The sequence below is a fragment of the Fluviirhizobium alvei genome (genome assembly GCF_030551875.1).
GTDB lineage: Bacteria > Pseudomonadota > Alphaproteobacteria > Rhizobiales > Rhizobiaceae > Rhizobium_E > Rhizobium_E alvei.
The window spans coordinates 12,843-37,722 of the sequence record NZ_JAUOZU010000002.1; the positions used below are offsets into that span (position 1 = coordinate 12,843).

Genomic DNA, 24,880 nt, shown 5'->3' on the forward strand with positions numbered 1-24,880 from the left:
ACATGTGCCACAGTCCCGCTCGGTCAAGAGGTTGGGAGGAGGCTTCGATGCCGCAGAATTACGATTACGATATTATTCAGATTGGTTATGGTCCGGTCAGCAAGGTGGCCGCGCTTCTGTTTGCGCGCCAGGGATGGAAGGTCGGCATCTTCGAGCGTCACCATGAAGTCTATCCGCTGCCGCGTGCCGTCTGCATCGACCATGAGGTCTACCGTATGCTGGCGGCGATCGGTCTCGAGGATTTGACCCGCAAGGTCACCGAGCCTTCACCAATTTATCGCTGGTTCAATGCTGAGTGGAAGGAATTGCTGGCGATCGACTGGACCGGCGCTTCGGTCTCCGGCACCGAGGGCGTCAAGTTCGTCCACCAGCCGAGCTTCGAGCGCGCGCTCTGTGTTGCGGTGAAGCAGACGCCGAACATCGATCTGCATTTGCGGTCGGAAGCAATTGGTCTCGAACAGGATGACGACGGCGTCACCGTTGCCATTCGTGACAGCGGAACCGGCGAGACGAAGCGATATCGCAGTCGTTATCTGCTCGGCATCGATGGTGCCAACAGCTTCGTTCGCGAAAGTCTCGGCATCACCCGCACAGACAAGGGTTTCGAGGCCGATTGGCTGGTGGTGGATTTCGCGCTTAATGACGGATTAACCGCCCGCGATCTCGGCCTGGTCGAATGTGGCCAGTATTGCAATCCCAAGCGACCGACCACGATCGTACCGGGCGGCCATGACGATGAGGGGCGTGTCTGCCGGCGCTGGGAATTCATGCGGTTGCCGCATGAAACGCGCGAGGAAATGAACGATCGCGCCAAGGTCGAGGAACTCCTGGGCGACTGGATCAAGCCGGAACAGGGCGAACTGGTCCGCCATGCCGTCTATACGTTCCGCTCGCTGGTCGCCGACGAATGGCGCCGCGGTCGTGTGCTTCTCGCCGGCGATGCCGCCCATCTCATGCCGCCCTTCATGGGACAGGGCATGTGCGCCGGCATGCGCGATATCTGGAACCTCGCCTGGAAGCTCGATCCGGTGCTGCGTGGCACCGCCGACGACACGATCCTCGACACCTACCAGTTGGAACGGCGGCCGCATGTCTCCGATGTGATCGATGCCTCGATCTTCCTGGGATCGATCATCTGCATTCCCGATGAGGCGGCGGCTGCCCAGCGCGACGAGATGTTCCTGTCCGGCAATGCGCCGCCGCCTGCCGATTTCCCGTCGCTCGTCGGCGGCATGCTCGATAAGGCCGCGGATGGAAGCCTCAAGGCACCGGCCGGCGAACTGGCACCGCACGGCGTGGTTCGCCATCGCGGTCGCACCGGCAGGCTCGATGCCCTGGTGCCGGATGGTTTCATGCTTGTCATCGATGACACGATCGATCCGAAAACATTTTCGGCTGCGACCTGGGACGTGCTCGGCGCGCTCGGTGTGAATGTCGTCAATGTGGCGGCCAAGACCGCAGCCAGCGATGAGCACTATGCCGACGTTCAGGGGCAGCTTCTGCCCTGGATGCGAGCACGCAACGTCGCGGCAATGCTGGTCCGACCGGATTTCTATGTCTTCGGTGGAGCAGGCGACAAGTCGCGACTGGAGGAGGTCGTGGCCGAACTGGGTCGCCAGGCGAGGGAGTTGGGGTTGCTCCGGGAGGGAGCCCCGAAAAAAGCCGCGGCCCAATAGGTCCCGGCACCAGAGGAGGAGAAAGCATGACACGGATACTGAATTCCACCTGGACCCGGCGACGGGTTCTCGGGACGGGGGCGGCTGCGCTTGCAGCACCCGTGATCCTGCCGCGCCGGGGCTTTGCCGGAGAAAATGAAATCCGCATCGGCTGGATCAGTCCGACCAGCGGGCCGGTGGCCGCGTTCGGCTCTGCTGACGACTATATCATGCAGGGTGTCCAGAGCATCATCGACAAGGGTCTCGATATCAACGGCACCCATTATTCGATCAAGATCATCCGGCGCGATACACAGTCGAACCCCAATCGCGCCGCCGAAGTGGCCTCGCAGCTGATCCTGAAGGACAATGTGCATCTCATGCTGTCCTCCTCGACGGCCGACACTGTGCTGCCGGTGGCCGACCAGTGCGAGACCAATGAAGTGCCGAGCATTTCCACCGATACGCCCTGGGATGCCTTCTTCTTCGCCCGTGGTGGCGATCCTGCCGTCGGCTTCAACTGGACCTACCATTTCTTTTGGGGCGCGGCGCAGATCGTCGACAGCTATTCGTCGCTCTGGAGCCAGATCGAGACCAACAAGAAGGTCGGACTGCTGCTTTCCAACGACAGCGACGGCGTCGCCCAGTCCAATCCGGAAACCGGCATGGCCGCCATGCTGCGCAAGGCGGGTTACGAGGTGGTCGATGGTGGCCTGTTCGAGCCGCTCTCGGATGATTATTCGGCCCAGATCTCGAAGATGAAGGATGCCGGCGTCGATATCCTCACCGGCGTCTTCCTGCCGCCGGACTGGACCACCTTCTGGCTGCAGGCGGCCCAGCAGGGTTTCAAGCCGAAGGCGGCAACAATCGCCAAGGCGTTGCTGTTCTCCGATGCCGTTGCGGCCCTGGGCGATCACGGTGTCGGCCTGTCGTCGGAAGTCTGGTGGTCGCCCGATCACCCGTTCCCCTCGACGCTGACCGGCCAGAGTTCGGCCGATATTGCCGGTGGTTTCGAAAAGGCAACCGGCAAGCAGTGGATCCAGCCGATGGGCTACAAGCACGCGCTTCTCGAAGTGGCGTTCGATGTGCTCAAGCGCTCGGCCGATCCCACCGATCCCGGCGCGATCATGGATGCGGTCAAGGCAACCAACATCACGACGCTCGTCGGTCCGGTGAACTGGAAGACGGGGCCGGTGCCGAATGCCTCGCAGACGCCGGTCGTCGGCGGGCAGTGGGTCAAGGGCGAGAAATGGCCGTTCGAGATCAAGGTTGCCGAAAACAAATATGCGCCAGACATCAAGGTGCAGAAGCCGTTCGCAGCACTTTGATGCGCTGAGAGCAAGCGAAGGAAAGACCGGACGGGTCCGGTCTTTCTCCGGAAATAAAATATATTTTATCTAGACAAATGGATTTTATGTTCCTAGAAAAGAAGCATCGGAGAAGCCGAAGATCGGCTTTTCCCGGGCATCTGGGATCGAGGGAAGGGGAGGATTCGTTTTTATGCTGAACCGTCAGATCCAGCTCGTTTCCCGGCCGGTCAAGGGACCGGCAGTCGACAATTTCGCGCTAAGGACGGTCGAACTCCGTGCGCCTGTTGCCGGTGAAATCCTTTTGCGCACGCTCTATCTTTCGCTTGATCCCTATATGCGAGCCCGCATGTATGATGGTGGTAATTATGCCGCCAGCGCTGCGCTCGGCGAGCCGATGGTGGGTTCCACCGTCAGCATCGTGGCAATGTCGAACCATCCCGATTTCCGGGTTGGTGATTATGTCGAAAGCGGTCATGGCTGGCAGGAGTTCGCGCTCTCCGATGGAGCCGGCTTGCGGCGGATCGATCCCGATCTGGCGCCGGTGTCCACCGCGCTCGGTATTCTCGGCATGCCGGGCCAGACCGGCTATACGGCACTGATGCGCCACGGACAGCCGCGCGCCGGCGAAACGTTGGTCGTTTCCGCGGCGTCGGGGGCCGTCGGTTCCGTGGTCGGTCAGGTGGCGGAGATCCTGGGTTGCCGGGTGGTCGGTATCGCCGGCGGTCCCGAGAAATGCCGTTTTCTCACCGATGAACTCGGCTTTGATGCGGCGGTGGATCATCGTTCGCCACAGTTTTCGGACGAACTTGCCAAAGCCTGCCCGTCCGGCATCGATATCTATTACGACAATGTCGGCGGCCGGGTGTTCGAGACCGTGCTGCCGCTCGTCAATGCCCAGGCCCGCATCCTTGTCTGCGGCACCATCGCAGTGGATCGCAACCAGCCCGGCGCCGACGGTACCGGTTCGATGCAGGCGCTTCTGTCGACGGTGCTCGTCAAGCGGCTCAGCATCCGCGGTTTCATCTACAGCGATGACGATCTGATGGCGCTGGCGCCGGAATTCCGCACGCGGGTGGGGCAATGGCTGCGCGAGGGCAGGCTGCGCTATCGCGAGCAGATCGTGCATGGACTTGAGAATGCCCCGGAGGCCTTTCTCGGCCTCTTCCGGGGAGACAATTTCGGCAAGCTTGTCGTCAAGGTCTCGGAACCCTGACGGAAGCGCTGCGGATCATTTGACTGCAATGGGAGGAACATATGCAGAAGAAGTTTGAACCGAAAGTCTTTCAGCTCGGCTATATCGCGCTGGAATCGGCGGACATCGAAAAGACGCGCCACCACTATGCCGAAACCATCGGCATGACCCAGACCGATGTCGGCCATGATGGCGAACGCTATCTGTCGATCGGCTTTGACCATCACAATATTGTGCTGCGCAAGGCCGACAAGAAGGCGCTCGCCCATCTCGGTTTTCAGCTGAAGCCCGAATTCGACGTTACCGATATCCTGAAGGATGCCCAGGCGCGGGGTTTGACCGCAAGCATCAAGACCGACAGCCAGCCCGGCATTCATAAGCTGGTTGAAGTCGAGGCGCCCGGCCACAGCATCTTCCAGTTCTATAACGAGATCGCCGCACCCGCACCGGGCTTCAAGAAGACCGGCGTTTCGCCCTTGCGCCTCGGCCATATTGCCGTGGCCTCGTCGGATGGCGAAAAGCTGATGGATTTCTATCGCGATTTCCTCGGCTTTGCCTTTACCGACACGATCGCCGGCATCGCCAACTTCCTGACCTGCAATCGCGAGCATCATGTCGTCAATGTCATGAATATTCCCGACAACCGCGTCCACCACATCGCCTTCCAGCTCAAGGGCAATGCCTCGCACGCCATGGCCTGCGATACGCTGCGCGAACACGGCGTCCCGGTGAAATGGGGCCCGGGCCGCCATACGGCTGGCCACAATCTCGCCGGCTACCACTACGATCCGGATCAGGTTCTGATCGAACTCTATACCGACATGGACGTCTATATCCCCGAGCTCGACATGTGCGAGCCGCGTCCCTGGCACGAACATTTCCCCATGCGTCCGCGCGAATGGAAGCTGACCGAGCTGAGCGCCTGGGAAACCGATTACGCCTTCAACCTCGCCATGGGTTGAGCCCATCCTATCCAGACATTCCAGAGAAGGACTCCCAAATGCATGTAGTACGTTTCTCGGTCGGCGGCGCAGCCGGCCAGGTCGGCATCCTTGCCGGCGACAAGGTCATTCCGCTTTCGGCACTGGTGAAGGATGCGCCGCAGGATATGCGTTCCGTGATCGCCGACTGGGATCGTATCGCGCCTGAACTGGCGGGCGCGACCGCCTCGACGGCATCGATTCCGCTTGCTTCCGTCCAGCTCCTTGCGCCGGTCGAAAATCCGGAAAAGATCCTGGCGATCGGCCTCAACTATGCCGACCATGTCGAGGAGGCCCGCGGCAGCGGCCTGACGATCCCCACCGAACAGGTCTGGTTCTGCAAGCAGCCGAGTTCGGTCAATGCGCCGAACGGCGATATCCAGGTCCCGAAGGCTTCCGACAAGCTCGACTACGAAGTGGAAATGGTCGCGATCATCGGGAAGGGCGGTCGTCATATTTCCCGCGAAGATGCCGCCAAGCATGTGTTCGGCTATGCGGTCGGCAATGATGTCAGCGTGCGCGACTGGCAGATGAAGACCGCCCAGTGGATGCTCGGCAAGTCGTTCGACACCCATGCGCCGTTCGGCCCGGCCATCGTCACCGCCGACGAGATCGGCGATCCGCACCGTCTCGCCATCAAGTGCTACGTCAATGGCGAGCTTCGCCAGAACTCCAACACCAAGCATCTGATCTTCAAGGTCTGGGACCAGATCGCCGAACTGTCGACGGCCATGACGCTGAAGCCGGGCGATGTCATCTATACCGGCACGCCGGGCGGTGTCGGCCTCGCCTTCAAGCCGCCGCGCTTCCTCAAGGCGGGCGATGTGGTTCGCTGCGAAATCGAGGAAATCGGCGTCATCGAAAACCGGGTCGTCGCCGAAGCCTGATCCTGCCGTTTGGCTGAAGGGAAATCACTCCATGGCTGATAAAGTCATCATCACCTGTGCCATCACGGGTAGCATTCACACGCCCTCCATGTCGCCGCATCTGCCGGTGACGGCAGACCAGATCACGGCCGCTTCCATCGAAGCGGCCGAGGCCGGGGCGGCCGTCATCCACCTGCATGCGCGTCATCCCGACACCGGCAGACCGGACCAGTCTCCGGCCCGCTTCATGGAGTTTCTGCCGCGGATCAAGCAGCAGACCAACGCCATTCTCAACATCACCACCGGCGGCGGCATGGGCATGTCGATCGACGAGCGGCTGGCGCCGGCGCTCCAGCTCGAGCCCGAAGTGGCCTCGATGAACATGGGCTCCTTCAACTTCAACATTTCCGGTGCGGCCCGCGCTCTCAAGGAGCCCAGCCAGCCCTGGGAGCGGCAATATCTCGAAGCCTCGAAGGATCTCATTCTCTCCAACACCTTCACCCAGATCGAGAAGGGCATGCGCAGCCTCGGCGACAAGGGCACGCGCTTCGAATTCGAGTGTTACGATGTCGGTCATCTCTACAACCTGGCCCATTTTGCCGATCTTGGCCTCGTCAAGCCGCCCTTCTTCGTCCAGTGCATTTTCGGCATTCTCGGCGCTATCGGGCCGGATCCGGAAAACCTGATGTTCATGAAGTCGACCGCCGATCGCCTGTTTGGCAAGGATTACCGCCTGTCGGTGCTGGGCGCCGGGCGTCATCAGTTTCCGCTCATCACCATGGGCGCTATTCTCGGCGGGAATGTCCGCGTTGGGCTTGAGGACAATCTCTATCTCGGCAAGGGCCAGCTTGCGCCATCCAATGCCGATCAGGTATCCAAGATCCGCCGGATCCTGGAAGAGCTCAGCCTCGAGATCGCAACGCCCGACGAGGCCCGCGCGATGCTGGGCACCAAGGGGCCGGATCTCGTGAAGTTCTGAGCCGGGAGAGCGTTGATGATGGAATTCTACTTTGCCCGCGGCGCCTGCTCGCTCGGCATTCATGTCCTGCTCGAGGAAGCGGGTGCCGACTATCGCGGCGTGGCGATCGATCTTCGCGCCGCCGAGCAGTTCAGCGAGCGCTTTCGTGCGGTCAATCCCAAGAGCAAGGTGCCGGCCTTGGTGCGTGAGGAGGGTGGTCTCCTGACCGAGTTCCAGACGATCGCGCTCTGGATCGCCAGGACCTATCCCGAGGCAAACCTTCTGCCCGGCGGTTTCGAAGGCGAACTTCGCGCCCTCGAACTGCTCGACTACATGGTCGGGACCGTGCATATGCGCGGTTTCACCTTCATTCTGGTGCCCGGAAAATTTGTGAGCGGCGAAGCGGCCCAGACGGAACTTCGCGCGCATGGCCGCGACGTCGTCGAAAAGGGACTTGCCCAGCTTTCCGAACAGCTCTCCGACCGGGACTGGCTGCTTGGCGACTATTCGATCGCCGATGCCGGCCTGTTCTATATGACGATGTGGGCCGACAGGATCGGCCTTGAACTCCCGGCCAACATCGCCGCTTTCCGCGAGCGCATGCTTTCGCGCCCGGCCGTTCGGCGTGCACTTGAACTGGAAGCCTGACCGAAGACGGTTGCTGTCGCCATTGATCTTGTCCTTTCCTTAAGCCGTGATATCCATTCGGATAGAACGATCGGAAGGACAGGATCATGGTGCGATTGAACGAAATCCGCGAAAATGAAGTTGCCGTCGAGGCGCCGGATCCGGTCGACGCGCATCTGACCTATATCGGCCGCATCAAGACGCCCTGGACCTCACGGATGGAAACGCCGCGCCAGGGCCGTCATGACGGACCGGTATGCGAAATCGAGATCTTTGAGCCCTGGGTGGCGGCGCTCAAGGGCGTCGAGCGCTTCGAGCGGCTGGAAATTCTCTATTGGCTTGATCAGTCCCGCCGCGATCTCGTGCTGCAAAGCCCGGCCTCGAACGGCGAGGTGCATGGAACCTTCTCGATCCGCTCGCCGGTCAGGCCCAATCCGATCGGCACCTCGATCGTTCTTCTCGACCGGATCGAGGGCAATCGCCTCTTCGTGCGTGGATTCGATTGCCTCGACGGTACGCCGCTTCTCGATCTCAAACCCGACAGGTCGCTGTTCAAACCGATCGCGCCGCCGCAACCCGGCGACTTCGAAACCGCACCGCGCGCCCATTGCGTCAAAGCGTAAGCTGCTGCTTTCAATAGGGATTTTCGAACTTTCGCAGGGAATTTGTCGCAAAAGTGATTTTTGTTGGGATACGCCATGTCGATGTCGCAAACAGGCTGGCGGTGTCGTATCGCCTGTGTTGATATCGCGATGCTTGAGGTGCCCGGCAGTTTTCGCCGGGAGAATTGGGAAGCCGGTCGAATTCCGGCGCTGCCCCCGCAACGGTAGGGGAACTCAAGGGCGACGGGAGCCACTGGGCCTAGGCCTGGGAAGGGGTCGCCTGGTCCGCAAGGACAGTTCCATAGCCCGGAAACCAGCCTCGGGAATTTGAACTCGACTGATCGCGGTGGGCGGTCAAGAGGCAGATGGCCCGTGACGTCCGGTTCCGCCGGTCCGTGCTGGCGCGTCCCCTCGATGTCCACCATGCCCAGTCCTTGGAAAACGACGAGGACCGACCATGGACATCCGTTCCGACATGCTTTCGCGGCTCAAGAACCGTAAACCCGGCTTCAGCCTGGACCAGCCCTTCTACATCGATCCGGCCTATTACCAGCTCGATCTCGAACATATATGGTACAAGGACTGGCTGTTCATCGGTCACGATTGCGAACTGCCGAATCCCGGCAGCTACATGACGGTTCAGGTCGGCGCCTATCCGGTCGTCATCGTTCGCGACAATGATGGCAAGATCAACGCGCTCCACAACTCCTGCCGCCATCGCGGCAGCCGCGTCTGCCTCGAGCACAAGGGCCAGTCGCCCAAGCTCGTCTGCCCCTATCACCAGTGGACCTACGAGCTCGATGGCAAGCTGCTCTATGCGCGCCAGATGGGTGAGAATTTCGACACATCGGGCTTCGGCATGAAGCCGGTGGCCTGTGAAACCGCCGGCGGCTACATCTTCATCTGTCTCGCCGACGAGCCGATGGATTTCGCGCCCTTCCGCGCCATGATGGAACCCTATTTCCTGCCGCACCGCCTGCGGGATGCCAAGGTCGCCTTCGAGAGCACCATCATCGAGAAGGGCAACTGGAAGCTCGTCTGGGAAAACAACCGCGAATGCTACCATTGCGCCGGCAACCATCCCGAACTCTGCAAGACCTATCCCGAAGCCCCCACGGCGACCGGCGTCAACGGTGCCGAGGATGATCCGGAAATCGCCGAGCACTGGCAGAAATGTGAGGGCATCGGCCTGCCGAGCAAGTTCGTCATCGATCCGGCCGGCCAGTTCCGCACCGCCCGCATGCCGCTCCTGCGCGATGCCGTCTCCTATACGATGTCGGGCCGTAAGGCGGTGCAGATGCGCCTGTCCGACCAGGTCAACATGGACCGCATCGGCACGCTTCTGCTGTTCCATTACCCGACCACCTGGAACCATGTGCTTTCCGACCATGCCGTGACCTTCCGCGTGCTGCCGATCAGCGCCACCGAAACCGCCGTCACCACCAAGTGGCTCGTCCACAAGGATGCGGTCGAGGGCATCGACTACCGTCTCGACGAACTCACCCATGTCTGGACCGAGACCAACGACCAGGACCGCCAGATCGTCGAGGAAAATGCCTTCGGCATCCAGTCGCCGGCCTATGAACCGGGCCCCTATTCGGAAGTGCATGAGGGCGGCGTCGCCCAGTTCGTCGAATGGTACGCCAACTTCATGGAGAAGCGGCTGACGGGCAAGCCCGCGCTGCGCTCCGTCGCCTGATCGGGGGAAACGCGATGGCCAAGGTGCAACTGATGGGCTCCGTGCCCGCCGCCCTTCATATCGATGAAATGAAGCCGTGGAACTCCGCCCGCCAGATGCTGGTCTGCACCGGCGTCGTCGATGAGGCGCCGGACGTCAAGACCTTCACCTTCGCGGTGGAGGGCGGCGGCTGGTTCCGTTATCTGCCGGGCCAGTTCATCACGGTGGAACTGCGTGCCGAAGGGGGAGATCTGCACCGCACCTACACGATCTCGTCGTCGCCATCGCGTCCCTATGCCATTGCCATAACCATCAAGGCGCAGCCCAACAGCATCGGCACCCGCTGGATGTTCGATAATATCGTGGCGGGCAGCCGCGTGCGCGCCTATGGGCCGAGCGGCCATTTCACGCTGTCGCGCAATCTGGCGAAGAAATATCTTTTCGTTTCGGCCGGGTCCGGCATCACGCCCATGATGTCGATGCTGCGCTGGCTCGCCGATTGCGCACCGGGGACTGATGTCACCTTCATCAATTCCTCGCGCCGTCCGGAAGAGATCATCTTCCGCGAAGAGCTGGAACTGCTGGCGACCCGCATGCCCAACCTCAAGCTCGGCTTCCTGCCGGAATCGCGCTCGGGCGTCACGCCCTGGGCGGGGCTGATGGGCCGCATCGATCTGCAGAAACTGACGATGTTCGCGCCCGATTTCCTCGATCGCGAGATCTTCTGCTGCGGACCCGATCCCTTCATGAAGGCGGTGAGCACCATCGTTAAGGCAGAGGGTTTCGATATGGCCCACTACCATCAGGAAAGCTTTGGTGCGACCGCGCTGACCGATGTTGCCCAGAAGCCGGCCAATGACGATGTGCTGGCCGGCGAAGAAGCTGGCAACCGCCACAAGGTCGAGTTTCTCGGCACCGGTGAGCAGGCGTTCTGCGCCGGAGACCAGACGGTTCTTGTCGCGGCCCGATCGGTTTCCGTTCGCATTCCCGCCGCCTGCGAAAGCGGCCTTTGCGGTACCTGCAAGGTCAAGAAACGTTCCGGCGAGGTCGAGATGCACCATAATGGCGGCATTTCCGATGCCGAGATCGCCGATGGCTATATCCTGGCCTGCTGCTCGCGCCCGCTCGGCACTATCGAGATCGAGGCCTGACATGGTTGCCGGGGAGGGGATGCAGCCAGAACCACGAAGCCCTGAAGATCTGTTTCTAGCCTGGCTTTGCGATCTCGATGACCGTGCCGATATTGCTGGCGAAGCGGTCAGGGAAATCGCGCGGATCGATGATCTTGGCGAGCGGTCCGACGCCATTTCGCAATTACGGGCGATGCTCATGATCGCAAGCCGCTGCCTGCCGCAACCGACCGGGCGGCGCAACCGCAGCTATCATTGACAGGAAGAGAGTGGCAGCCGATCTACGCTCTAGACCGGCTGCAGCCTGCCATCGGTCGATCCGACATCGTCAGAATGTGCGACAGATTGTCGTTGCCCACGACCAGATCCGACAGGAAAACCGCATCGAGCGAGGTGTAGAAAGCCTCGACCGCCTTCTGGATCGCCGGCCGCAGCCAGCAGGCGGAAACGAGCGGACAGGTGTTGTTTCGGCTCATGCATTCGGCAAAGGGAAGATCCTGTTCGAAGGCGCGAAAAACCGTGCCGATGTTGATTTTCTCGGGCTCGTGCGCCAATTGAAGCCCGCCGGTACGGCCCCGGGACGCATCGATCACGCCCTTGTGGGCAAGCGTACGGATCACCTGCGCGAGATGATTTTCGGACGCGTTGCAGGCTTCGGCGATATCGACTTTGCGCACCATCCTGTCCGGATTGACGGCGCAGAACATCAATGTCCGAATGGCCAGATTGGTGCGCGTCGTGATCCGCATCGCTATGGATTCCCCTCCATCATCGTCCTATGGATAGGCCCCAAAAAGCCGGTCGATATTGATCTGCATCAACATGTCTGGAGAATGATGTTGTTTTGGAGTGGCTTACCGTGCCGGCTTTGGAAACGGGCCGGGCGATGACCAGAAGAGCAGGGCGCAAGACAGATCCGGCAGCACAAAGGCTGCTCGCGATCGAGAGCGGTGAACGACCGAGGCTCCGGCTTGCGACGGCTCTGATCCTGGCCGGCGGCCTGTTGGTGCCGGTTCAGTCGGCAATTGCGGCTTACGGGCTGGGACGCGTCGCGCTCGATCCCGCGCTCGATGCCCCCATTCTCGGGCTGGTTCTCGCCTTTGCCCTTGCCGGGCTTCTGCGGATGGCGCTCGATCTTTATGGTGGACGTCTGGCCTTCCTGGCGGCGCAATCGGCCATCGACCGGCTTCGAAACCGGCGCGTCGCCACCGCGCTTCTGACGTCGCCCTTTGCTTCCGGCCAGCTTTCCTCGGCAGCGCATGCCGCACTCATCGGCGAGAAACTCGATCTCCTGGCGCCCTATTTTTCCCGCTACTGGCCGGCGCGCCGCAAGGTCATGCTGTTGCCCTTCGTCATCCTTGCCGTCACGGCCTGGTATTCCTGGGCGGTGGCGCTGATCCTCCTCGTTGCCGGGCCGCTCATCCCGCTCTTCATGGCTTTGATCGGCATTTCGGCGCGCAACCTCTCCGAAAAGCAGCTCGCCGAAACGGCCTCCATCAACGCGCTTCTGCTCGAACGTCTCAATGCGCTTGCCGATATCCGCCTGCTCGATGGCCGGGCCACCATGCTCAGCCAGTTTGCGGCCAGTGCCGAAGCGCTCCGGCTGCGCACCATGGCCGTCCTGCGCATCGCCTTTCTGTCATCGACGGTGCTTGAACTTTTCTCGGCGCTGGGTGTGGCGCTCGTCGCCGTCTATGTCGGTTTCAGCCTGCTTGGCGTCTTCTCCTTCGGCAGCTGGGGCACGCCGCTTGGCCTGTCGGAAGGCCTGCTCCTGCTGCTTTTGGCGCCGGAATTCTTCAATCCGCTGCGCGAACTGGCCGCCGGCTGGCATGATCGCGCTTCCGCACTCGCCGTCGCCGGCGAGATCGATGCCGAGGAGAAACGCGATCCGCTGCGTATTCTGGGTCGGGGTGCGGTCGCCGAATCGCTTGCCGGTCCACTCTCGCTTGAGACACGCGATCTCGTGGCCGAACTGCCGGGAACGGCCGCCATCGCCTATCCCGATTTCGTGATCCGGACCGGCGAGACGGTGGCGGTGAGCGGCCCGAGCGGCGTCGGCAAGAGCCTGCTTCTGAGCCTCCTTGCCGGCCTCATTCCGCCCCGCAGCGGCTCGATCCTCGTTCATGGCGCGCTGCTTGACGACAGCAACGCCGATCGCTGGCGGGCCGAGATTGCCTGGATCCCGCAGCGGCCGAAATTCCGCAGTGCCAGCATCCGCGCCAATCTCTGCGGTTCAGCCCAGCCGCTCGATCACGAAAGGCTGGATCGCGCCCTTGCGCTGGCTGGTCTGCAGGAGGTGATTGCGCGCCTGCCACGCGGGCTCGATACAAGGCTCGGCGAAAGCGGTAGCCAGCTTTCGGGCGGTGAGGCGCGTCGCCTGATGATCGCGCGTGCGCTCTATGCCGACGCCACGCTTATCCTTGCCGACGAACCCACCGCCGATCTCGATGCCGACAATGCCGCCCGGGTTGCGGATGCCCTGCTTGGCCTTTCGAATGGCGGCCGCACCCTCATCGTCGCCACCCACGATCAGGACCTTGTGGGGCGGATGGACCGCGTCATTGCGCTTGGAGGTCAGCCATGAAGCGGCTCTTTCGCATTGCCGTTACGGTCTGGAAGCCGCATGCCGGCAAGCTGTTGCTTGGTGCGCTGCTGTCGGTGCTGGTGCTCGCCATGGGCCTGTCGTTGCTCGGCCTGTCGGGCTGGTTCATCACCGCCTCGGGTCTAGCCGGGCTTGCCGGCCTCGGCATCGCCTTCGATGTCTTTCGCCCGAGCGCGATGATCCGTTTCCTGGCGCTCGGTCGTGCCGGCACCCGCTATGGCGAGCGGCTCTATGTCCATGATGCGACCCTGCGCGGGCTGGCCGAACTCCGGCTGCGGTTGCTCAATTCGATGAGCCATCTTCCTGTCCGCCGCATGAGCGCCCTCAATGGGTCCGAGCGGCTCAACCATCTGACCACCGACGTCGATGCGCTTGATGGCATCGCTTCACGGCTCCTCATTCCGCTGATTGCCGCCGCCATTCTCCTGCCCGCGGCCTTTGCCATCGTCTGGCGGATGGCGGGCATAGCCATGGCGCTTTCCCAGACCGCCAGCCTGCTTGTGGGCGTCATCGCCGCCTTCGCGCTGACCACAAGCCTGGGCCGCAAGCCGTCGCGACGCGCCCACCGCGCCATGCAGGCCGTGCGCCTGCGCTTCATCGATACGCTGCGGGCGCAATCGGAAACCATCATGGAAGGGGAGGCGGACCGCGCAGCGCGATCGGTTCTTGCGGCCCATGATCGCCTGCAGGCAGCGCAGAAGGACGTCGATCGCTCCGAACGTCTCGGCAGCTTCGTTCTTGCCGCCGCGGCCACCACGTCTGCATCTCTCAGCCTGCTGCTTGCGATCCTGTTGGCCCGGTCGGGCGCGCTCGAACTGCCGCTCGCCGCCGCCGGCTTCTTCGTTGCGCTGGCGCTGCCGGAAGTCACGGCACCGCTGGTGCGCGCTGCGGCCGATTATGCGCGCATGGCCGATGCCGCCCGCCGCATCGATCCGCAACTGCATCCGGAGCCGTCACCCGAACGCGCTGCAAAGACAGGTTCCGCCGTCGCCGCGTCTGCGCCGGTGCTCGCCTTCGACCATATCACTTTCCGGCAGGGTGACCGTATCATCCTCCGCGATTTCTCGCTTTCGCTGCAGGTGGGCGAAACGGTTGCGCTGGTCGGCGAAAGCGGCGTCGGCAAGAGCACCTTGCTTCTGCTCGCGGCCGGCCAGATGGAGCCGGAGGCCGGCCATATCCACCTTCATGGCCGGGCGATCGGCGACTGGGCCGAACCCGATCTCCTCCGCGCGGTGACCTATCTTCCCCAGCGCAGCGCCCTCATGAGCGGCACCATTTTCGAGGCGCTGCAACTGGCAAGGCCGGATCTGACGGTTGACGAGGCCTGGTCGGTACTCTCGGCCGTGGCGCTTGATCGCGTCATCGATGCGCGCGGCGGCCTGGCCTCCCGGCTCACCGAAGCGGGCGCCGGTCTGTCGGGCGGCGAGCAGCGGCGTCTGACGCTGGCACGCGCGCTTCTCAGGCGTCCGTCGCTTCTGCTGCTCGACGAGCCGACCGAGGGACTCGACGAGGCGACGGCAGAGACGGTGCTAAAGGGCATTCGTGCCTATCTGGAGCCGGAAACTGCCATTCTTCTCGCCTCCCACCGTGCGGCAGAACGACGCTGGGCGGATCGCAACCTGCTGGTTTCCAGGCCTTCTGGCGCTTAAGGCGCATTGGAAATACACCTTATTGATCTCAATCAAAGTGTACGGCCCCTGTTTTGGCTAGTACATATAGTGCATTTTATATGCATTTTTGACTGGAGTGAGATGAGATGATGGACATTGATGTCGTAGAGCTGTCACGCCTGCAATTTGCGATGACGGCGCTTTACCATTTCCTCTTCGTTCCCCTCACTTTGGGCCTGTCCATCCTCGTTGCGATCATGGAGACGGTCTATGTCATGACCGATCGTCCGATCTGGCGGCAGATGACCAAATTCTGGGGAACCCTGTTTGGAATCAATTTCGTTCTCGGTGTCGCCACCGGGATCACCATGGAATTCCAGTTCGGCATGAACTGGAGCTATTACAGCCATTATGTCGGCGATATTTTTGGTGCCCCGCTTGCCATCGAGGGCCTGATGGCCTTCTTCCTCGAAGCGACCTTCGTTGGCCTGTTCTTCTTCGGCTGGGACAAACTGTCGAAGGTGGCACATCTGGTCGTCGCCTGGCTGGTGGCGATCGGCTCGAACTTTTCGGCGCTGTGGATCCTGATCGCCAATGGCTGGATGCAGCATCCGGTCGGCGCCACCTTCAACCCCGTCACCATGCGCATGGAAATGACCAGCTTCTTCGAGGTCATGTTCAACGAAGTCGCGCAGGCGAAATTCGTCCATACCGTCTCGGCAGGCTATGTCACCGCCTCGGTCTTCGTGCTCGGCGTTTCGGCCTGGTATCTGCTGAAGGGCCGTCACATCGATCTCGCCCGCCGGTCGATAGCGGTGGCGGCGAGCTTCGGCCTTGCCTCGGCGCTCTCCGTCGTCGTTCTCGGCGATGAATCGGGCTATTCGGTCGGCTATTCGCAGAAGATGAAGATGGCGGCCATCGAAGGCATGTGGGAAACCCAGCCGGCACCGGCCTCCTTCACCCTTGTCGGCTTTCCCGATCAGAAGGCGCGCGAAACCCATTACGCCATCCATATTCCCTATGTGATGGGCCTGATCGGCACCCGTTCGCTGACCGAGCAAATTCCCGGCATCGACAAGCTGGTTGCCGAGGGCGAAGCCCGCATCCGTTCGGGAATCCAGGCCTATGATGCGCTGATGGCAATCCGCGCCAACAAGCATCAGGTCACTCCGGAACTCAAGAGCCGCTTCGAGGAACATGGGGCCGATCTCGGCTTTGCGCTTCTGCTCAAGCGTTATGTCGACGATCCGCGCCAGGCGACGCCGGAACAGATCACCATGGCGGCGAACGACACGGTTCCCACCGTCTGGCCCCTGTTCTGGGCCTTCCGCATCATGGTCGGCCTCGGCTTCTCCTTCATCGCGGTCATGGCCTGGTTCTTCTACATGTCGTCGTTTAGGCGCATGCAGTTCCCGCGCTTTGCGCTCTGGCTCGCCGTCATCATCATCCCGACGCCCTGGATTGCCGCCGAACTCGGCTGGTTCGTCGCCGAATTCGGTCGCCAGCCCTGGGTGGTGGATGGCGTTCTGCCCACGGTACTGGCTGCGTCCCAGCTCAGCGTGACCGATCTCCTGATCACGCTCGCCGGTTTCGTGCTCTTCTACACGGTGCTGTTCGTGGTCGAGATGGGCCTGATGATCAAATATATCCGCAAGGGTCCGCATCAGGATGTCGCTGAAACCGATGTCTGGATGGCCAGCCACAGTGGCCGGCTCGCCGGTGCCCCTGCACCCCTTCCTGCGGAGTAATGGTGATGGTTCTTTTCGAACTGATTGATTTCGATCTCCTGCGCGTCGTCTGGTGGCTGCTCCTGGGCGTCCTGCTCACCGGCTTTGCGCTCACGGATGGCTTTGATCTGGGCGTCGGCGCGCTTCTGCCCTTCGTTGCCCGCACCGATATGGAGCGCCGCATCGCGCTCAACACGATCGGCCCGGTCTGGGAAGGCAACCAGGTCTGGTTCATCCTCGGCGGCGGCGCCATCTTCGCCGCCTGGCCGCCGCTCTATGCGGTCAGCTTCTCGGGCTTTTATCTGGCGATGTTTGCCGTTCTGGCGGCCCTCATCCTGCGTCCGGTCGGCTTCAAGTACCGCTCCAAGCGCGACAGCGCCCTCTGGCGGTCGGCCTGGGACTGGGCGCTTTTCGTCGGCGGCGCGGTGCCGGCACTGATTTTCGGCGTTGCCATGGGCAATGTGCTGCAGGGCGTGCCCTTCCGCTTCAACGAGGATCTGATGATCTTCTATGAAGGCAGCTTCTTCGGCCTGCTCAATCCCTTCGCGCTGCTGGTCGGGGTCGTGTCGCTCTCCATGCTCGTCATGCATGGCGCCGCCTGGCTCAACCTCAAGACTGAAGGCACAGTCCAGGCTCGGGCCCGCAAGATCGGTGCTGCCGCTGCCCTCATAACCATCGCGACTTTCGTACTGGCCGGTGTCTGGCTGGCCTATGGCATCACCGGCTATGAAATCACCAGCGTCATCGCGCCGGGGTCGCCCTCCAATCCGCTGCTGAAGGACGCTGCGGCGAGCGGAAACTGGCTTGCGGCCTATTCGGTACGGCCGTGGATCGCAGTGGCACCGGTGCTCGGAATAATTGGTGCTACCCTGGCTTACCTCGGATTGAGGGCCGGACGCGAAGTCTCGACGCTGCTCTATTCGAAACTGGCGATCATCGGCATCATCGCAACGGCGGGGCTCACCATGTTCCCCTTCATCCTGCCGTCGTCGCTGGATCCGAAGGCATCGCTGACCGTCTGGGATGCCTCGTCCTCGCACCAGACCCTGTTCGTGATGCTTGTGGCTGCCGTCATCTTCATGCCGATCATCCTCGCCTACACCGCCTGGGTCTACAAGGTTCTGTGGGGCAAGGTCACAGCCGCCGAGATCACCGTCAAATCTGAATCCGTCTACTGAGAAAGGATCCTATCATGTGGTATTTCGCCTGGCTTCTCGGCCTTCCACTCGCCGCCCTCTTTGCCGTCGTCAATGCGATGTGGCTCGAAATGCAGGAGGACCGGAAATTGATGCAGACGGTTCCCGTTCCGACCAAGAAAGCGTAGTCTGCTTTTCAATGTTCTTGATCATGAGGCGCCTTCGGGGCGCCTCGTACTTTTCCATGGATGGGCCACCATGAACGCGCATCAGATACCGCCGGGTGACCGGTTGGAAAACTTCCCGATCACCTTCTTTGCCATTTCGATGGGGCTGATGGGACTGACGCTTGTCTTCCGGGCGGTCGGCCATGCGATCGATCTCGGCCAGGGGCCGGGCGATTTCATGCTGGGCATCGCCACCTTCGCATTTCTGGCGATCCTCGGCCTCTACGGGGCCAAGATCGTCCGGCACAGGGAGGCCGTGGTGGCCGAATGGCACCATCCGGTCCGCATCGCCTTCTTTCCGGCCGCCTCGATCTCGCTGCTGTTGCTCGCCACCGCCGCTTTCGAGAGCTTCCCCTCGCTTGCCCATGGGCTCTGGATCGCTGGCGTTGCGGCACAATCGGTGCTGACGCTCTCGGTGATTGCCGCCTGGATCGGGCATCGCCCGTTCCAGCCCATGCATTTGAGCCCGGCCTGGTTCATTCCTGCCGTCGGCAATGTCATCGTGCCGATTGCCGGCGTTCCGCTCGGTTATGGCGAAATCTCCTGGCTGTTCTTCTCCGGCGGCCTGGTCTTCTGGCTGATCCTGATGACACTCGTCTTCAACCGCATGATCTTTCACGATCCCATTCCCGGGCGGCTGACGCCGACGCTGGTGATCCTGCTGGCGCCGCCGGCGATTGCTTTCGTCGCCTATCTGCGCCTGTCGGGCGGGGTTGATGGCTTTGCCCGCATCCTCCTCAATATCGGCTATGTCTTCGCAGCCGTCGTGCTGACGCAGCTGCCCAAGTTCCGCAACCTGCCGTTTGCTCTCTCCTGGTGGGCGCTCTCCTTCCCGGTCGCAGCCCTTTCGGTTGCGTCGCTGGCCTATGCGCGCGAAACCGCCTCCTTCGCCCACCAGACGATCGGCCTCATTCTCGCGGCCCTGCTGCTCGGCATCGTGCTGACGCTGGCTGTACTCACCTTCGGTGCCATCCGCCGGCGAGAAATCTGCAAGCCGGAAGGCTGACTTTCGGGTCCGTTGCTCGGACCCTCGATTGAAAGGAATAGACCTTGCTCACACGCAGGAAAACGCTCGCCCTCTCGCTCGCGACCATCGCCACCAGCGCCATGGTCGGACGCGCTCATGCCGCCCAGCCGACGAAAAGCGAGGTCTTCTTCGACAGGGATGCGCCGGTGCTCGGCAATCCGAAAGGCGATGTCACGGTTGCCGAATATTTCGATTACCAGTGTCCCTATTGCAAGAAGAGCTATGACATGGTTCGCCGGGTGGTGGCCTCCGACGGCAATGTCCGGCTGCTGATGAAGGACTGGCCGGTCTTCGGCGAAGTCTCGGCCTATGCTGCGCAGGCCGCACTCGGGGCCGCCGAAATCGGCCGCTACGAAGCTGCGCTCGACGGTCTGATGCGCCACGATGGCAAGCTCGATCATGAAGAGGTGCAGTCGATCCTTGCCGATGCCGGTATCGGCATGCCGGCGCTCATCGAGGCGGTCAATGCCAAGTCCGGCAAGATCAACGGTCTTCTCGATCGGAACTATGCCCAGGCCATGGCCTTCAATTTCATCGGCACGCCATCCTTCGTGATCGGCAAGGATCTCTATCCGGGCGTGCTCGATGAGAAGGCGCTGACGGCGGCGATCGCCAAGGCGCGCAAGGAAAAGGCGTAAAGCGGGCAGGGCGGGTCACCCCGCTCTGCCGTTTGCCGGTTATGCCATCTGTTGCAGCCAGCGGCGCAGGTCGCTGCCGCTCATGGCGCCAGCCCGGCGGGCGATCTCGCGCCCGCCCTTGAACAGGATGAGTGTCGGGATCGACTGGATATGGTAGCGGCTGGCGATGGCCTGTTCGGCATCGGTATCGACCTTGCCGAACCGCACCTTCGGCTCGAACTCGGCCGCGGCCGCCTCGAACACCGGTGCCATGGCGCGGCAGGGACCGCACCAGGAGGCCCAGAAATCGACCACCACCGGCAGATCGTCGGACTTGATCTGACGGTCGAAGTTGGCCGCACCGAGCGCGATCGGATGGCCGGTGAAGAGCTCCGACTTGCAGGTCGGACAGCGCGCCTCGCGCGCATCCTTTCCGTCCGGAAGCCGGTTGAGCTGGCCACAATGGGGGCAGGGAACGATTCTCGACATGACTTTCCTCGATGTGCGCGAGGCACTGTTTGAATTGCGGCAGAAAACTTGCGCCGTCGCGATAGCTCCAATTTGGGCCCGCGTCGCAAATGCGGTGCCCGTTTTGGGCTCCGATGGCGGTTTCCACCCTCGTTTTTCCCCATAAATGTATGAATTCATGGTGAGAATTCAAGATGTGGCTGTGGAGGTGCCGCTTTTGCCTGCGTTATTTTTCCGACTTGCAAACCATGTCGCTGGTCGTACAGATATTTTTATATGTCGTAGACAGGCTGTGATGGCTCTGTGCTTCGCCGTAAAATCCGCGCTCAATATCAATCAGGGTCTCAGGCAATGGCAGAGTTTCCGACTAAGGCTAAGGTCGTCATCATCGGTTTGGGCGGCATCGTGGGGGCATCCATTGCCCATCACCTCATCGAACGCGGCTGGGACGACATTGTCGGCATCGACAAGTCGGGCATCCCGACCGATATCGGCTCGACCGCCCATGCCTCCGACTTCTGCTACACCACGAGCCACGATTATCTCTCGGTCTGGACCACCCAGTACTCGATCGATTTCTACGAGAAGATGGGCCACTATGCCCGCATCGGCGGTCTCGAAGTCGCTCGCACCGGCGATGACAAGTGGATGGAAGAGATCAAGCGCAAGCTGACCTCGGCCCGCGCCTTCGGCACCCGCGCGCATTACGTGTCGCCTGCCGAAATCAAGAAGCTCTTCCCGCTCATCGAGGAAGACAAGGTTCAGGGCGGCATGTTCGATCCCGATGCCGGCCTCGTCATTCCGCGGTCGCAGACGGTTGCCGGCAAGCTCGTCGATGCCGCCGAAAAGTCCGGCAAGCTTACGATGTTCGGCAATACGCCGGCTCAGTCCCTGATCGTCGAAGGTGGCCGAATCAAGGGCGTCGTCACCCATCGCGGCACCATCATGGCCGATCATGTCATCGTCTGCGCCGGCCTCTGGGGCCGCCTGATCGCCGAGATGGTGGGCGAGGACCTGCCGATCATGCCGGTCGACCATCCGCTGACCTTCTTCGGCCCGTTCAACGAATTTGCCGGCACCGGCAAGGAAATCGGCTATCCGCTTCTGCGCGACCAGGGCAATTCGGCCTATATGCGCGACACCGGCGATCCGGCCACCACCGAAGGCGGCCAGATCGAATGGGGCTATTACGAGACCGACAATCCGCGCATGTGCCACCCGCGCGACCTGCTCGAGAAGCATGAAGCACGCCTCTCGCCCTCGCAGCGCGATCTCGAGATGGAGCAGATCCTCGAGCCGCTCGAACGCGCCATCGAACTCACTCCGATTCTCGGCGAGCTCGGCTATAACGAAGGCCATTCCTTCAACGGCCTCCTGCAGGTTTCCGCCGCCGGCGGCCCCTCCTGCGGCGAAAGCCAGAAGGTGCGCGGCCTCTGGTATTGCTGCGCCATCTGGGTCAAGGACGGCCCGGGCTACGGCAAGCTGATTGCCGACTGGATGACCGACGGTCGCACCGAAATCGACCACAATTCGATCGATTATTCGCGCTTCTATCCGCACCAGCTGACGGAAAAGTTCATCGAAGGCCGCTGCTACGAAGCCGCCCAGAAGATCTATTTCCCGGCCGTGCATCCGCGCGAGCCCTATGCTTCCGGCCGCAACGTCAAGCGTTCGCCCATGTATGAGCGCGAAGTCGAGCTTGGCGGCTATTTCATGGAACTCGGCGGCTGGGAACGTGCCCATGGCTACAAGGCCAACGAGCATCTGCTCGAAAAGTACGGCGACCGCATTCCGGTGCGCGAAAACGAGTGGGACAACCGCCATTTCTGGCGCGTCTCCAATGCCGAACATCTGGCGATGAGCGAGGATTGCGGCATCGTCAATCTCAGCCACTTCCATATGGTCGATATCGAAGGCCCCGACCATGTCGAACTGTTGGAATGGCTCTGCGCCGCCAAGATCGGTGGCGATGCCAACATCGGCAAGGGCGTCTACACCCACTTCCTCGATGACGAAGGCATGGTGCGGGCCGATTTCACCGTCTTCCGCATGGAAGACCGCTGCCGCCTCGTCAACGGTGCCGATGCCGGCCCGCGCGATTTCCATTACATGAAGCGCGTCGCCGAAGATCGTGGCCTCAACGTCACCATCACGGATACGTCGGAAAAATACATCACCATCGGTATCTGGGGCCCCAATGCGCGTGCGACGCTGAAGAAGGCCGTGGCCGATCCCGCCGGGCTCGATCCGGAAAACTTCCCCTTCGCCGCCATCAAGCAGATCGAGATTGCCGGCAAAAACGTCACCGCCTTCCGCATCTCCTATGTCGGCGAGCAGGGCTGGGAACTGCACATGAAGTACGAGGATGGTCTGGCCGTCTGGGATGCGCTGCGCGCCACCGGCGTCATGGCTTTCGGCGTCGAAACCTATGCCAACTCGCGCCGCATGGAAAAGAGCCTGCGCCTGCAGAATGCCGATCTTTTGACCCAGTATAACCTGATCGAAGCCGATCTGGCCCGTCCGAAGGTCAAGGAAGCCGATTTCCGCGGCAAGGCCAAGCATCTCGAATACAAGGCCCGCGAGCATCAGCCGGCCATGCTCTGCACGCTTGTGATGAACGAGCACACCGATGCCAAGGGCGTGAAGCGCTATCCGGTCGGCTCGATGCCGGTCGTCGATCCCGACACCGGCAAGGTGCTGGTCGATGAGCTCGGCCGCATCTCCTACACGACTTCGGTCGCCTATGGCCCGACGATCGGCAAGAACATCGCGCTCGCCTATCTGCCCTGGTCCCATTGCCAGGTCGGCCGCAAGCTGAAGGTGGAATATTTCGCCGAGAGCTACGAGGTCGAAGTCGCCGGCGTCGGCTACAAGCCGCTCTACGATCCGGAAAACCTCAAGCCGCGCACATAAGAGACGGCAGCATCAACGACTTGAACCCGCCGGCGGCAACGCTGGCGGGTTTTTTGGTTGCGCGATGTCCAAGCCCGCCTTGAACTCGTCATTAAATGTAGCTACATTTAATTATTAAGATGGTTTGGGATGAGCCCAAGCGGCGCGCTAACCTGGAAAAGCACGGTTTCGATTTCGCTGATGTAAGCGAACTCGATTGGGAAAATGCCATTGTCGAAGATAGCAGGCCGGATGCGGATGGTCGGCGGAGATTGAAGGCGATCGGCTACTTCCGTGACGGTACGGCAGCCGTTGTTTTCGCCCTTCTGGGATCGGAAGCCATCTCAATCATCAGCTTTCGCCCGGCAAGCGACAGGGAAAGAAGGAGGCTTCCATGGCCACCAAAAGCAAGAGATTGAAGAGCTTCGAAACCGGACGTGGCTATGGCCGCGAGGATTGGGATGCCGTCGATTTTCCAGAGTTGAGCGACGAGGAACTGGCCGGGATGCGTCCGGCGCGGGAGGTTCTGCCATCCGATTTTTTCAAGGCGATGGAGGAAGACCGTCGTTCGCGCGGGCGTCCGGCAGTGGCGCATCCGAAAAAGCAGATCACGCTCAGGCTTGACGAAGATGTCATCGCCAAATTCCGCGAGACCGGAAAAGGATGGCAGGGTCGGCTGAACGCGGCGCTGCGCAAGGCGGTCGGGATTTGAGGCCACGCTCTGGTCGGAGGCTGAGGGGACTTGTGGCGCTGAACACCTTGGCACGTTCGCTTGGGATGTCGCGGCGCTAGCGGAGGAAACTCTCGGCGCTGCCGATCAAGCAGGAATAGGAAGGTAGCTGCCGCGGTCGCTCTATCCGAACGGATCGTCGGTCATGCCGGTGCTGTTATCCTTGACCTTGGGAAAGAAGCCGAAATAGCAATCGGACCCCACAATCCTCTCGTCATCATTGACCGTCGATAGCGTGACCTCGCAGAACTTGTCGCCGACCTCCGCACGATAGAAGCGTTTGACATAGTGTCCGGGTTCCGTTTCGAGGAAGTCGCTTGCAGGTTCGATCAACGACAGGCAGCGTCCGAATATCTGCTCCTGCTCTTTGGGGTCGAAAACATAGATGTTGGCAGGGTTTCTTGAGGGCGTGCACCAACTGGCCGGTGCGCGAATGCGCCTGAGGATAGACGCCATCTCTTCGATATGCGCATGGGCCGATTGCGGCCACTGAAGTTCAGGCCAAATCAGGGTTCTGTTGTCAGCGATTACAAGCCCCGCCGCCAATGCAGCAAAGATTGAAATGGCGGCAACTACCGGCATCCTTCTTCTGTTCCGATTTTGTGGTTTGATCTGCATCTGTCCCCCGAATGATCGGACGGCCTCATTGGAATGCCAACCCGGTTGGTGCCCCGCCTTCAAACCAACCAAGATCTGCCCCGCCAGGCAGACCGCAGCCGTATCATGGAAATAGCTGGAAACGGGCGAAAGAATGACCCCTTCTGGCCGGCGCGGTCAGAAGGGGCGGATCACCATCGGAAGATCGGAAAGCGCACGGGCAATGTCCGCATTCCGGCAGCAAAACGG

General features: G+C 61.5%; 24 protein-coding genes and 1 riboswitch. Of the genes, 21 read left to right on the plus strand and 3 right to left on the minus strand.

Going from position 1 to position 24,880, the window contains the following annotated elements:
* Positions 1–47: 47 nt before the first annotated feature.
* The 11 genes from mhpA (at position 48) to Q4481_RS02955 (ending at position 11,257) form a co-directional block, all read left to right on the plus strand.
* Positions 48–1,676, plus strand: coding sequence for a bifunctional 3-(3-hydroxy-phenyl)propionate/3-hydroxycinnamic acid hydroxylase MhpA (gene mhpA, locus Q4481_RS02905; protein WP_304374783.1), 1,629 nt, complete (start codon positions 48–50; stop codon positions 1,674–1,676).
* Positions 1,677–1,702: 26 nt separating this feature from the next.
* Positions 1,703–2,983: an ABC transporter substrate-binding protein gene (locus Q4481_RS02910; protein WP_304374784.1), complete on the plus strand. Its 1,281-nt coding sequence runs from the start codon at positions 1,703–1,705 to the stop codon at positions 2,981–2,983.
* A 172-nt stretch (positions 2,984–3,155) separates the two neighbouring features.
* The gene (gene curA / locus Q4481_RS02915) at positions 3,156–4,178 is read left to right on the plus strand and encodes an NADPH-dependent curcumin/dihydrocurcumin reductase (RefSeq protein WP_304374785.1); all 1,023 of its coding nucleotides are present in this window, start codon (positions 3,156–3,158) and stop codon (positions 4,176–4,178) included.
* A 41-nt stretch (positions 4,179–4,219) separates the two neighbouring features.
* The gene (locus tag Q4481_RS02920) at positions 4,220–5,119 is read left to right on the plus strand and encodes a VOC family protein (RefSeq protein ID WP_304374786.1); all 900 of its coding nucleotides are present in this window, start codon (positions 4,220–4,222) and stop codon (positions 5,117–5,119) included.
* Positions 5,120–5,157: 38 nt separating this feature from the next.
* Positions 5,158–6,024, plus strand: a complete 867-nt coding sequence (locus Q4481_RS02925; protein ID WP_304374787.1) for a fumarylacetoacetate hydrolase family protein — start codon at positions 5,158–5,160, stop codon at positions 6,022–6,024.
* Positions 6,025–6,055: 31 nt separating this feature from the next.
* Positions 6,056–6,982, plus strand: a complete 927-nt coding sequence (kce, locus tag Q4481_RS02930; protein WP_304374788.1) for a 3,5-dioxohexanoate:acetyl-CoA acetone transferase — start codon at positions 6,056–6,058, stop codon at positions 6,980–6,982.
* A 15-nt stretch (positions 6,983–6,997) separates the two neighbouring features.
* Positions 6,998–7,609, plus strand: a complete 612-nt coding sequence (locus Q4481_RS02935) for a glutathione S-transferase family protein (RefSeq protein WP_304374789.1) — start codon at positions 6,998–7,000, stop codon at positions 7,607–7,609.
* Positions 7,610–7,695: 86 nt separating this feature from the next.
* Complete coding sequence (gene tsaA / locus Q4481_RS02940) at positions 7,696–8,211, plus strand: tRNA (N6-threonylcarbamoyladenosine(37)-N6)-methyltransferase TrmO (RefSeq protein ID WP_304374790.1); 516 nt, start codon at positions 7,696–7,698, stop codon at positions 8,209–8,211.
* Between the two features lie 119 nt (positions 8,212–8,330).
* Positions 8,331–8,526: riboswitch (cobalamin riboswitch) on the plus strand.
* Between the two features lie 121 nt (positions 8,527–8,647).
* Entirely contained in the window at positions 8,648–9,889 is a 1,242-nt protein-coding gene (locus Q4481_RS02945; RefSeq protein ID WP_304374791.1) for an aromatic ring-hydroxylating oxygenase subunit alpha, read from the plus strand.
* Between the two features lie 14 nt (positions 9,890–9,903).
* Entirely contained in the window at positions 9,904–11,019 is a 1,116-nt protein-coding gene (locus Q4481_RS02950; protein WP_304374792.1) for an FAD-binding oxidoreductase, read from the plus strand.
* Positions 11,020–11,038: 19 nt separating this feature from the next.
* Complete coding sequence (locus Q4481_RS02955) at positions 11,039–11,257, plus strand: hypothetical protein (RefSeq protein WP_304374793.1); 219 nt, start codon at positions 11,039–11,041, stop codon at positions 11,255–11,257.
* A gap of 22 nt (positions 11,258–11,279) precedes the next feature.
* Here the strand turns inward: Q4481_RS02955 and Q4481_RS02960 are convergent, their stop codons facing one another.
* On the minus strand, positions 11,280–11,747 hold the full coding sequence (locus tag Q4481_RS02960) for an RrF2 family transcriptional regulator (protein ID WP_304374794.1): 468 nt from the start codon (positions 11,745–11,747) through the stop codon (positions 11,280–11,282).
* A gap of 137 nt (positions 11,748–11,884) precedes the next feature.
* On the opposite strand from Q4481_RS02960, the gene cydD reads away from it, so the two are divergent.
* From cydD to Q4481_RS02995, 7 genes are all read left to right on the plus strand, one after another.
* On the plus strand, positions 11,885–13,582 hold the full coding sequence (gene cydD / locus Q4481_RS02965) for a thiol reductant ABC exporter subunit CydD (RefSeq protein ID WP_304374795.1): 1,698 nt from the start codon (positions 11,885–11,887) through the stop codon (positions 13,580–13,582).
* Positions 13,579–15,249, plus strand: coding sequence for an amino acid ABC transporter ATP-binding/permease protein (locus tag Q4481_RS02970; protein ID WP_304374796.1), 1,671 nt, complete (start codon positions 13,579–13,581; stop codon positions 15,247–15,249). Before cydD ends, Q4481_RS02970 begins: the two co-directional genes overlap by 4 nt.
* Before the next feature lie 110 nt (positions 15,250–15,359).
* Entirely contained in the window at positions 15,360–16,958 is a 1,599-nt protein-coding gene (locus Q4481_RS02975; RefSeq protein ID WP_304374915.1) for a cytochrome ubiquinol oxidase subunit I, read from the plus strand.
* Positions 16,959–16,963: 5 nt separating this feature from the next.
* Positions 16,964–18,115 carry a cytochrome d ubiquinol oxidase subunit II gene (cydB, locus tag Q4481_RS02980; RefSeq protein WP_304374797.1) on the plus strand — a complete coding sequence of 384 codons (1,152 nt, stop codon included), beginning with the start codon at positions 16,964–16,966 and terminating at the stop codon, positions 18,113–18,115.
* Positions 18,116–18,129: 14 nt separating this feature from the next.
* The gene (gene cydX / locus Q4481_RS02985) at positions 18,130–18,261 is read left to right on the plus strand and encodes a cytochrome bd-I oxidase subunit CydX (protein WP_304374798.1); all 132 of its coding nucleotides are present in this window, start codon (positions 18,130–18,132) and stop codon (positions 18,259–18,261) included.
* Positions 18,262–18,331: 70 nt separating this feature from the next.
* Positions 18,332–19,306, plus strand: a complete 975-nt coding sequence (locus tag Q4481_RS02990; protein WP_304374799.1) for an SLAC1 anion channel family protein — start codon at positions 18,332–18,334, stop codon at positions 19,304–19,306.
* Between the two features lie 44 nt (positions 19,307–19,350).
* Positions 19,351–19,965 (plus strand): DsbA family protein, encoded by a 615-nt coding sequence (locus Q4481_RS02995; RefSeq protein WP_304374800.1) that lies wholly within the window; start codon positions 19,351–19,353, stop codon positions 19,963–19,965.
* A 39-nt stretch (positions 19,966–20,004) separates the two neighbouring features.
* Here Q4481_RS02995 and trxC read toward each other — a convergent pair whose 3' ends face one another.
* Complete coding sequence (gene trxC / locus Q4481_RS03000) at positions 20,005–20,433, minus strand: thioredoxin TrxC (protein ID WP_304374801.1); 429 nt, start codon at positions 20,431–20,433, stop codon at positions 20,005–20,007.
* A 330-nt stretch (positions 20,434–20,763) separates the two neighbouring features.
* Between trxC and Q4481_RS03005 the strand changes: the two genes are divergently transcribed.
* The 3 genes from Q4481_RS03005 (at position 20,764) to Q4481_RS03015 (ending at position 24,016) form a co-directional block, all read left to right on the plus strand.
* Positions 20,764–23,325 carry a GcvT family protein gene (locus Q4481_RS03005; protein WP_304374802.1) on the plus strand — a complete coding sequence of 854 codons (2,562 nt, stop codon included), beginning with the start codon at positions 20,764–20,766 and terminating at the stop codon, positions 23,323–23,325.
* A 113-nt stretch (positions 23,326–23,438) separates the two neighbouring features.
* A complete protein-coding gene (locus Q4481_RS03010; RefSeq protein WP_304374916.1) occupies positions 23,439–23,723 on the plus strand; it encodes a BrnT family toxin in 285 nt (94 codons plus the stop codon).
* The gene (locus tag Q4481_RS03015; protein ID WP_304374803.1) at positions 23,699–24,016 is read left to right on the plus strand and encodes a BrnA antitoxin family protein; all 318 of its coding nucleotides are present in this window, start codon (positions 23,699–23,701) and stop codon (positions 24,014–24,016) included. The genes Q4481_RS03010 and Q4481_RS03015 overlap by 25 nt, the downstream gene beginning before the upstream one ends.
* A gap of 141 nt (positions 24,017–24,157) precedes the next feature.
* On the opposite strand, the gene Q4481_RS03020 is transcribed toward Q4481_RS03015, so the two are convergent.
* A complete protein-coding gene (locus Q4481_RS03020) occupies positions 24,158–24,652 on the minus strand; it encodes a hypothetical protein (protein ID WP_304374804.1) in 495 nt (164 codons plus the stop codon).
* Between the last annotated feature and the right edge of the window lie 228 nt (positions 24,653–24,880).

What these genes read in the sequence shown, in the direction of transcription:
- tsaA (WP_304374790.1), top strand. Translation starts at nt 7,696, where the DNA reads ATGGTGCGATTGAACGAAATCCGCGAAAATGAAGTTGCCGTCGAGGCG.
- Q4481_RS02920 (WP_304374786.1), top strand. Translation starts at nt 4,220, where the DNA reads ATGCAGAAGAAGTTTGAACCGAAAGTCTTTCAGCTCGGCTATATCGCG.
- Q4481_RS03005 (WP_304374802.1), top strand. Translation starts at nt 20,764, where the DNA reads ATGGCAGAGTTTCCGACTAAGGCTAAGGTCGTCATCATCGGTTTGGGC.
- kce (WP_304374788.1), top strand. Translation starts at nt 6,056, where the DNA reads ATGGCTGATAAAGTCATCATCACCTGTGCCATCACGGGTAGCATTCAC.
- Q4481_RS02950 (WP_304374792.1), top strand. Translation starts at nt 9,904, where the DNA reads ATGGCCAAGGTGCAACTGATGGGCTCCGTGCCCGCCGCCCTTCATATC.
- Q4481_RS02955 (WP_304374793.1), top strand. Translation starts at nt 11,039, where the DNA reads ATGCAGCCAGAACCACGAAGCCCTGAAGATCTGTTTCTAGCCTGGCTT.
- Q4481_RS03015 (WP_304374803.1), top strand. Translation starts at nt 23,699, where the DNA reads ATGGCCACCAAAAGCAAGAGATTGAAGAGCTTCGAAACCGGACGTGGC.
- Q4481_RS02925 (WP_304374787.1), top strand. Translation starts at nt 5,158, where the DNA reads ATGCATGTAGTACGTTTCTCGGTCGGCGGCGCAGCCGGCCAGGTCGGC.
- trxC (WP_304374801.1), bottom strand. Translation starts at nt 20,433, where the DNA reads ATGTCGAGAATCGTTCCCTGCCCCCATTGTGGCCAGCTCAACCGGCTT.
- cydX (WP_304374798.1), top strand. Translation starts at nt 18,130, where the DNA reads ATGTGGTATTTCGCCTGGCTTCTCGGCCTTCCACTCGCCGCCCTCTTT.
- Q4481_RS02945 (WP_304374791.1), top strand. Translation starts at nt 8,648, where the DNA reads ATGGACATCCGTTCCGACATGCTTTCGCGGCTCAAGAACCGTAAACCC.
- cydB (WP_304374797.1), top strand. Translation starts at nt 16,964, where the DNA reads ATGGTTCTTTTCGAACTGATTGATTTCGATCTCCTGCGCGTCGTCTGG.
- Q4481_RS02935 (WP_304374789.1), top strand. Translation starts at nt 6,998, where the DNA reads ATGATGGAATTCTACTTTGCCCGCGGCGCCTGCTCGCTCGGCATTCAT.
- curA (WP_304374785.1), top strand. Translation starts at nt 3,156, where the DNA reads ATGCTGAACCGTCAGATCCAGCTCGTTTCCCGGCCGGTCAAGGGACCG.
- mhpA (WP_304374783.1), top strand. Translation starts at nt 48, where the DNA reads ATGCCGCAGAATTACGATTACGATATTATTCAGATTGGTTATGGTCCG.
- Q4481_RS03020 (WP_304374804.1), bottom strand. Translation starts at nt 24,652, where the DNA reads ATGCAGATCAAACCACAAAATCGGAACAGAAGAAGGATGCCGGTAGTT.
- Q4481_RS02990 (WP_304374799.1), top strand. Translation starts at nt 18,332, where the DNA reads ATGAACGCGCATCAGATACCGCCGGGTGACCGGTTGGAAAACTTCCCG.
- cydD (WP_304374795.1), top strand. Translation starts at nt 11,885, where the DNA reads ATGACCAGAAGAGCAGGGCGCAAGACAGATCCGGCAGCACAAAGGCTG.
- Q4481_RS02970 (WP_304374796.1), top strand. Translation starts at nt 13,579, where the DNA reads ATGAAGCGGCTCTTTCGCATTGCCGTTACGGTCTGGAAGCCGCATGCC.
- Q4481_RS02910 (WP_304374784.1), top strand. Translation starts at nt 1,703, where the DNA reads ATGACACGGATACTGAATTCCACCTGGACCCGGCGACGGGTTCTCGGG.
- Q4481_RS02975 (WP_304374915.1), top strand. Translation starts at nt 15,360, where the DNA reads ATGGACATTGATGTCGTAGAGCTGTCACGCCTGCAATTTGCGATGACG.
- Q4481_RS02960 (WP_304374794.1), bottom strand. Translation starts at nt 11,747, where the DNA reads ATGCGGATCACGACGCGCACCAATCTGGCCATTCGGACATTGATGTTC.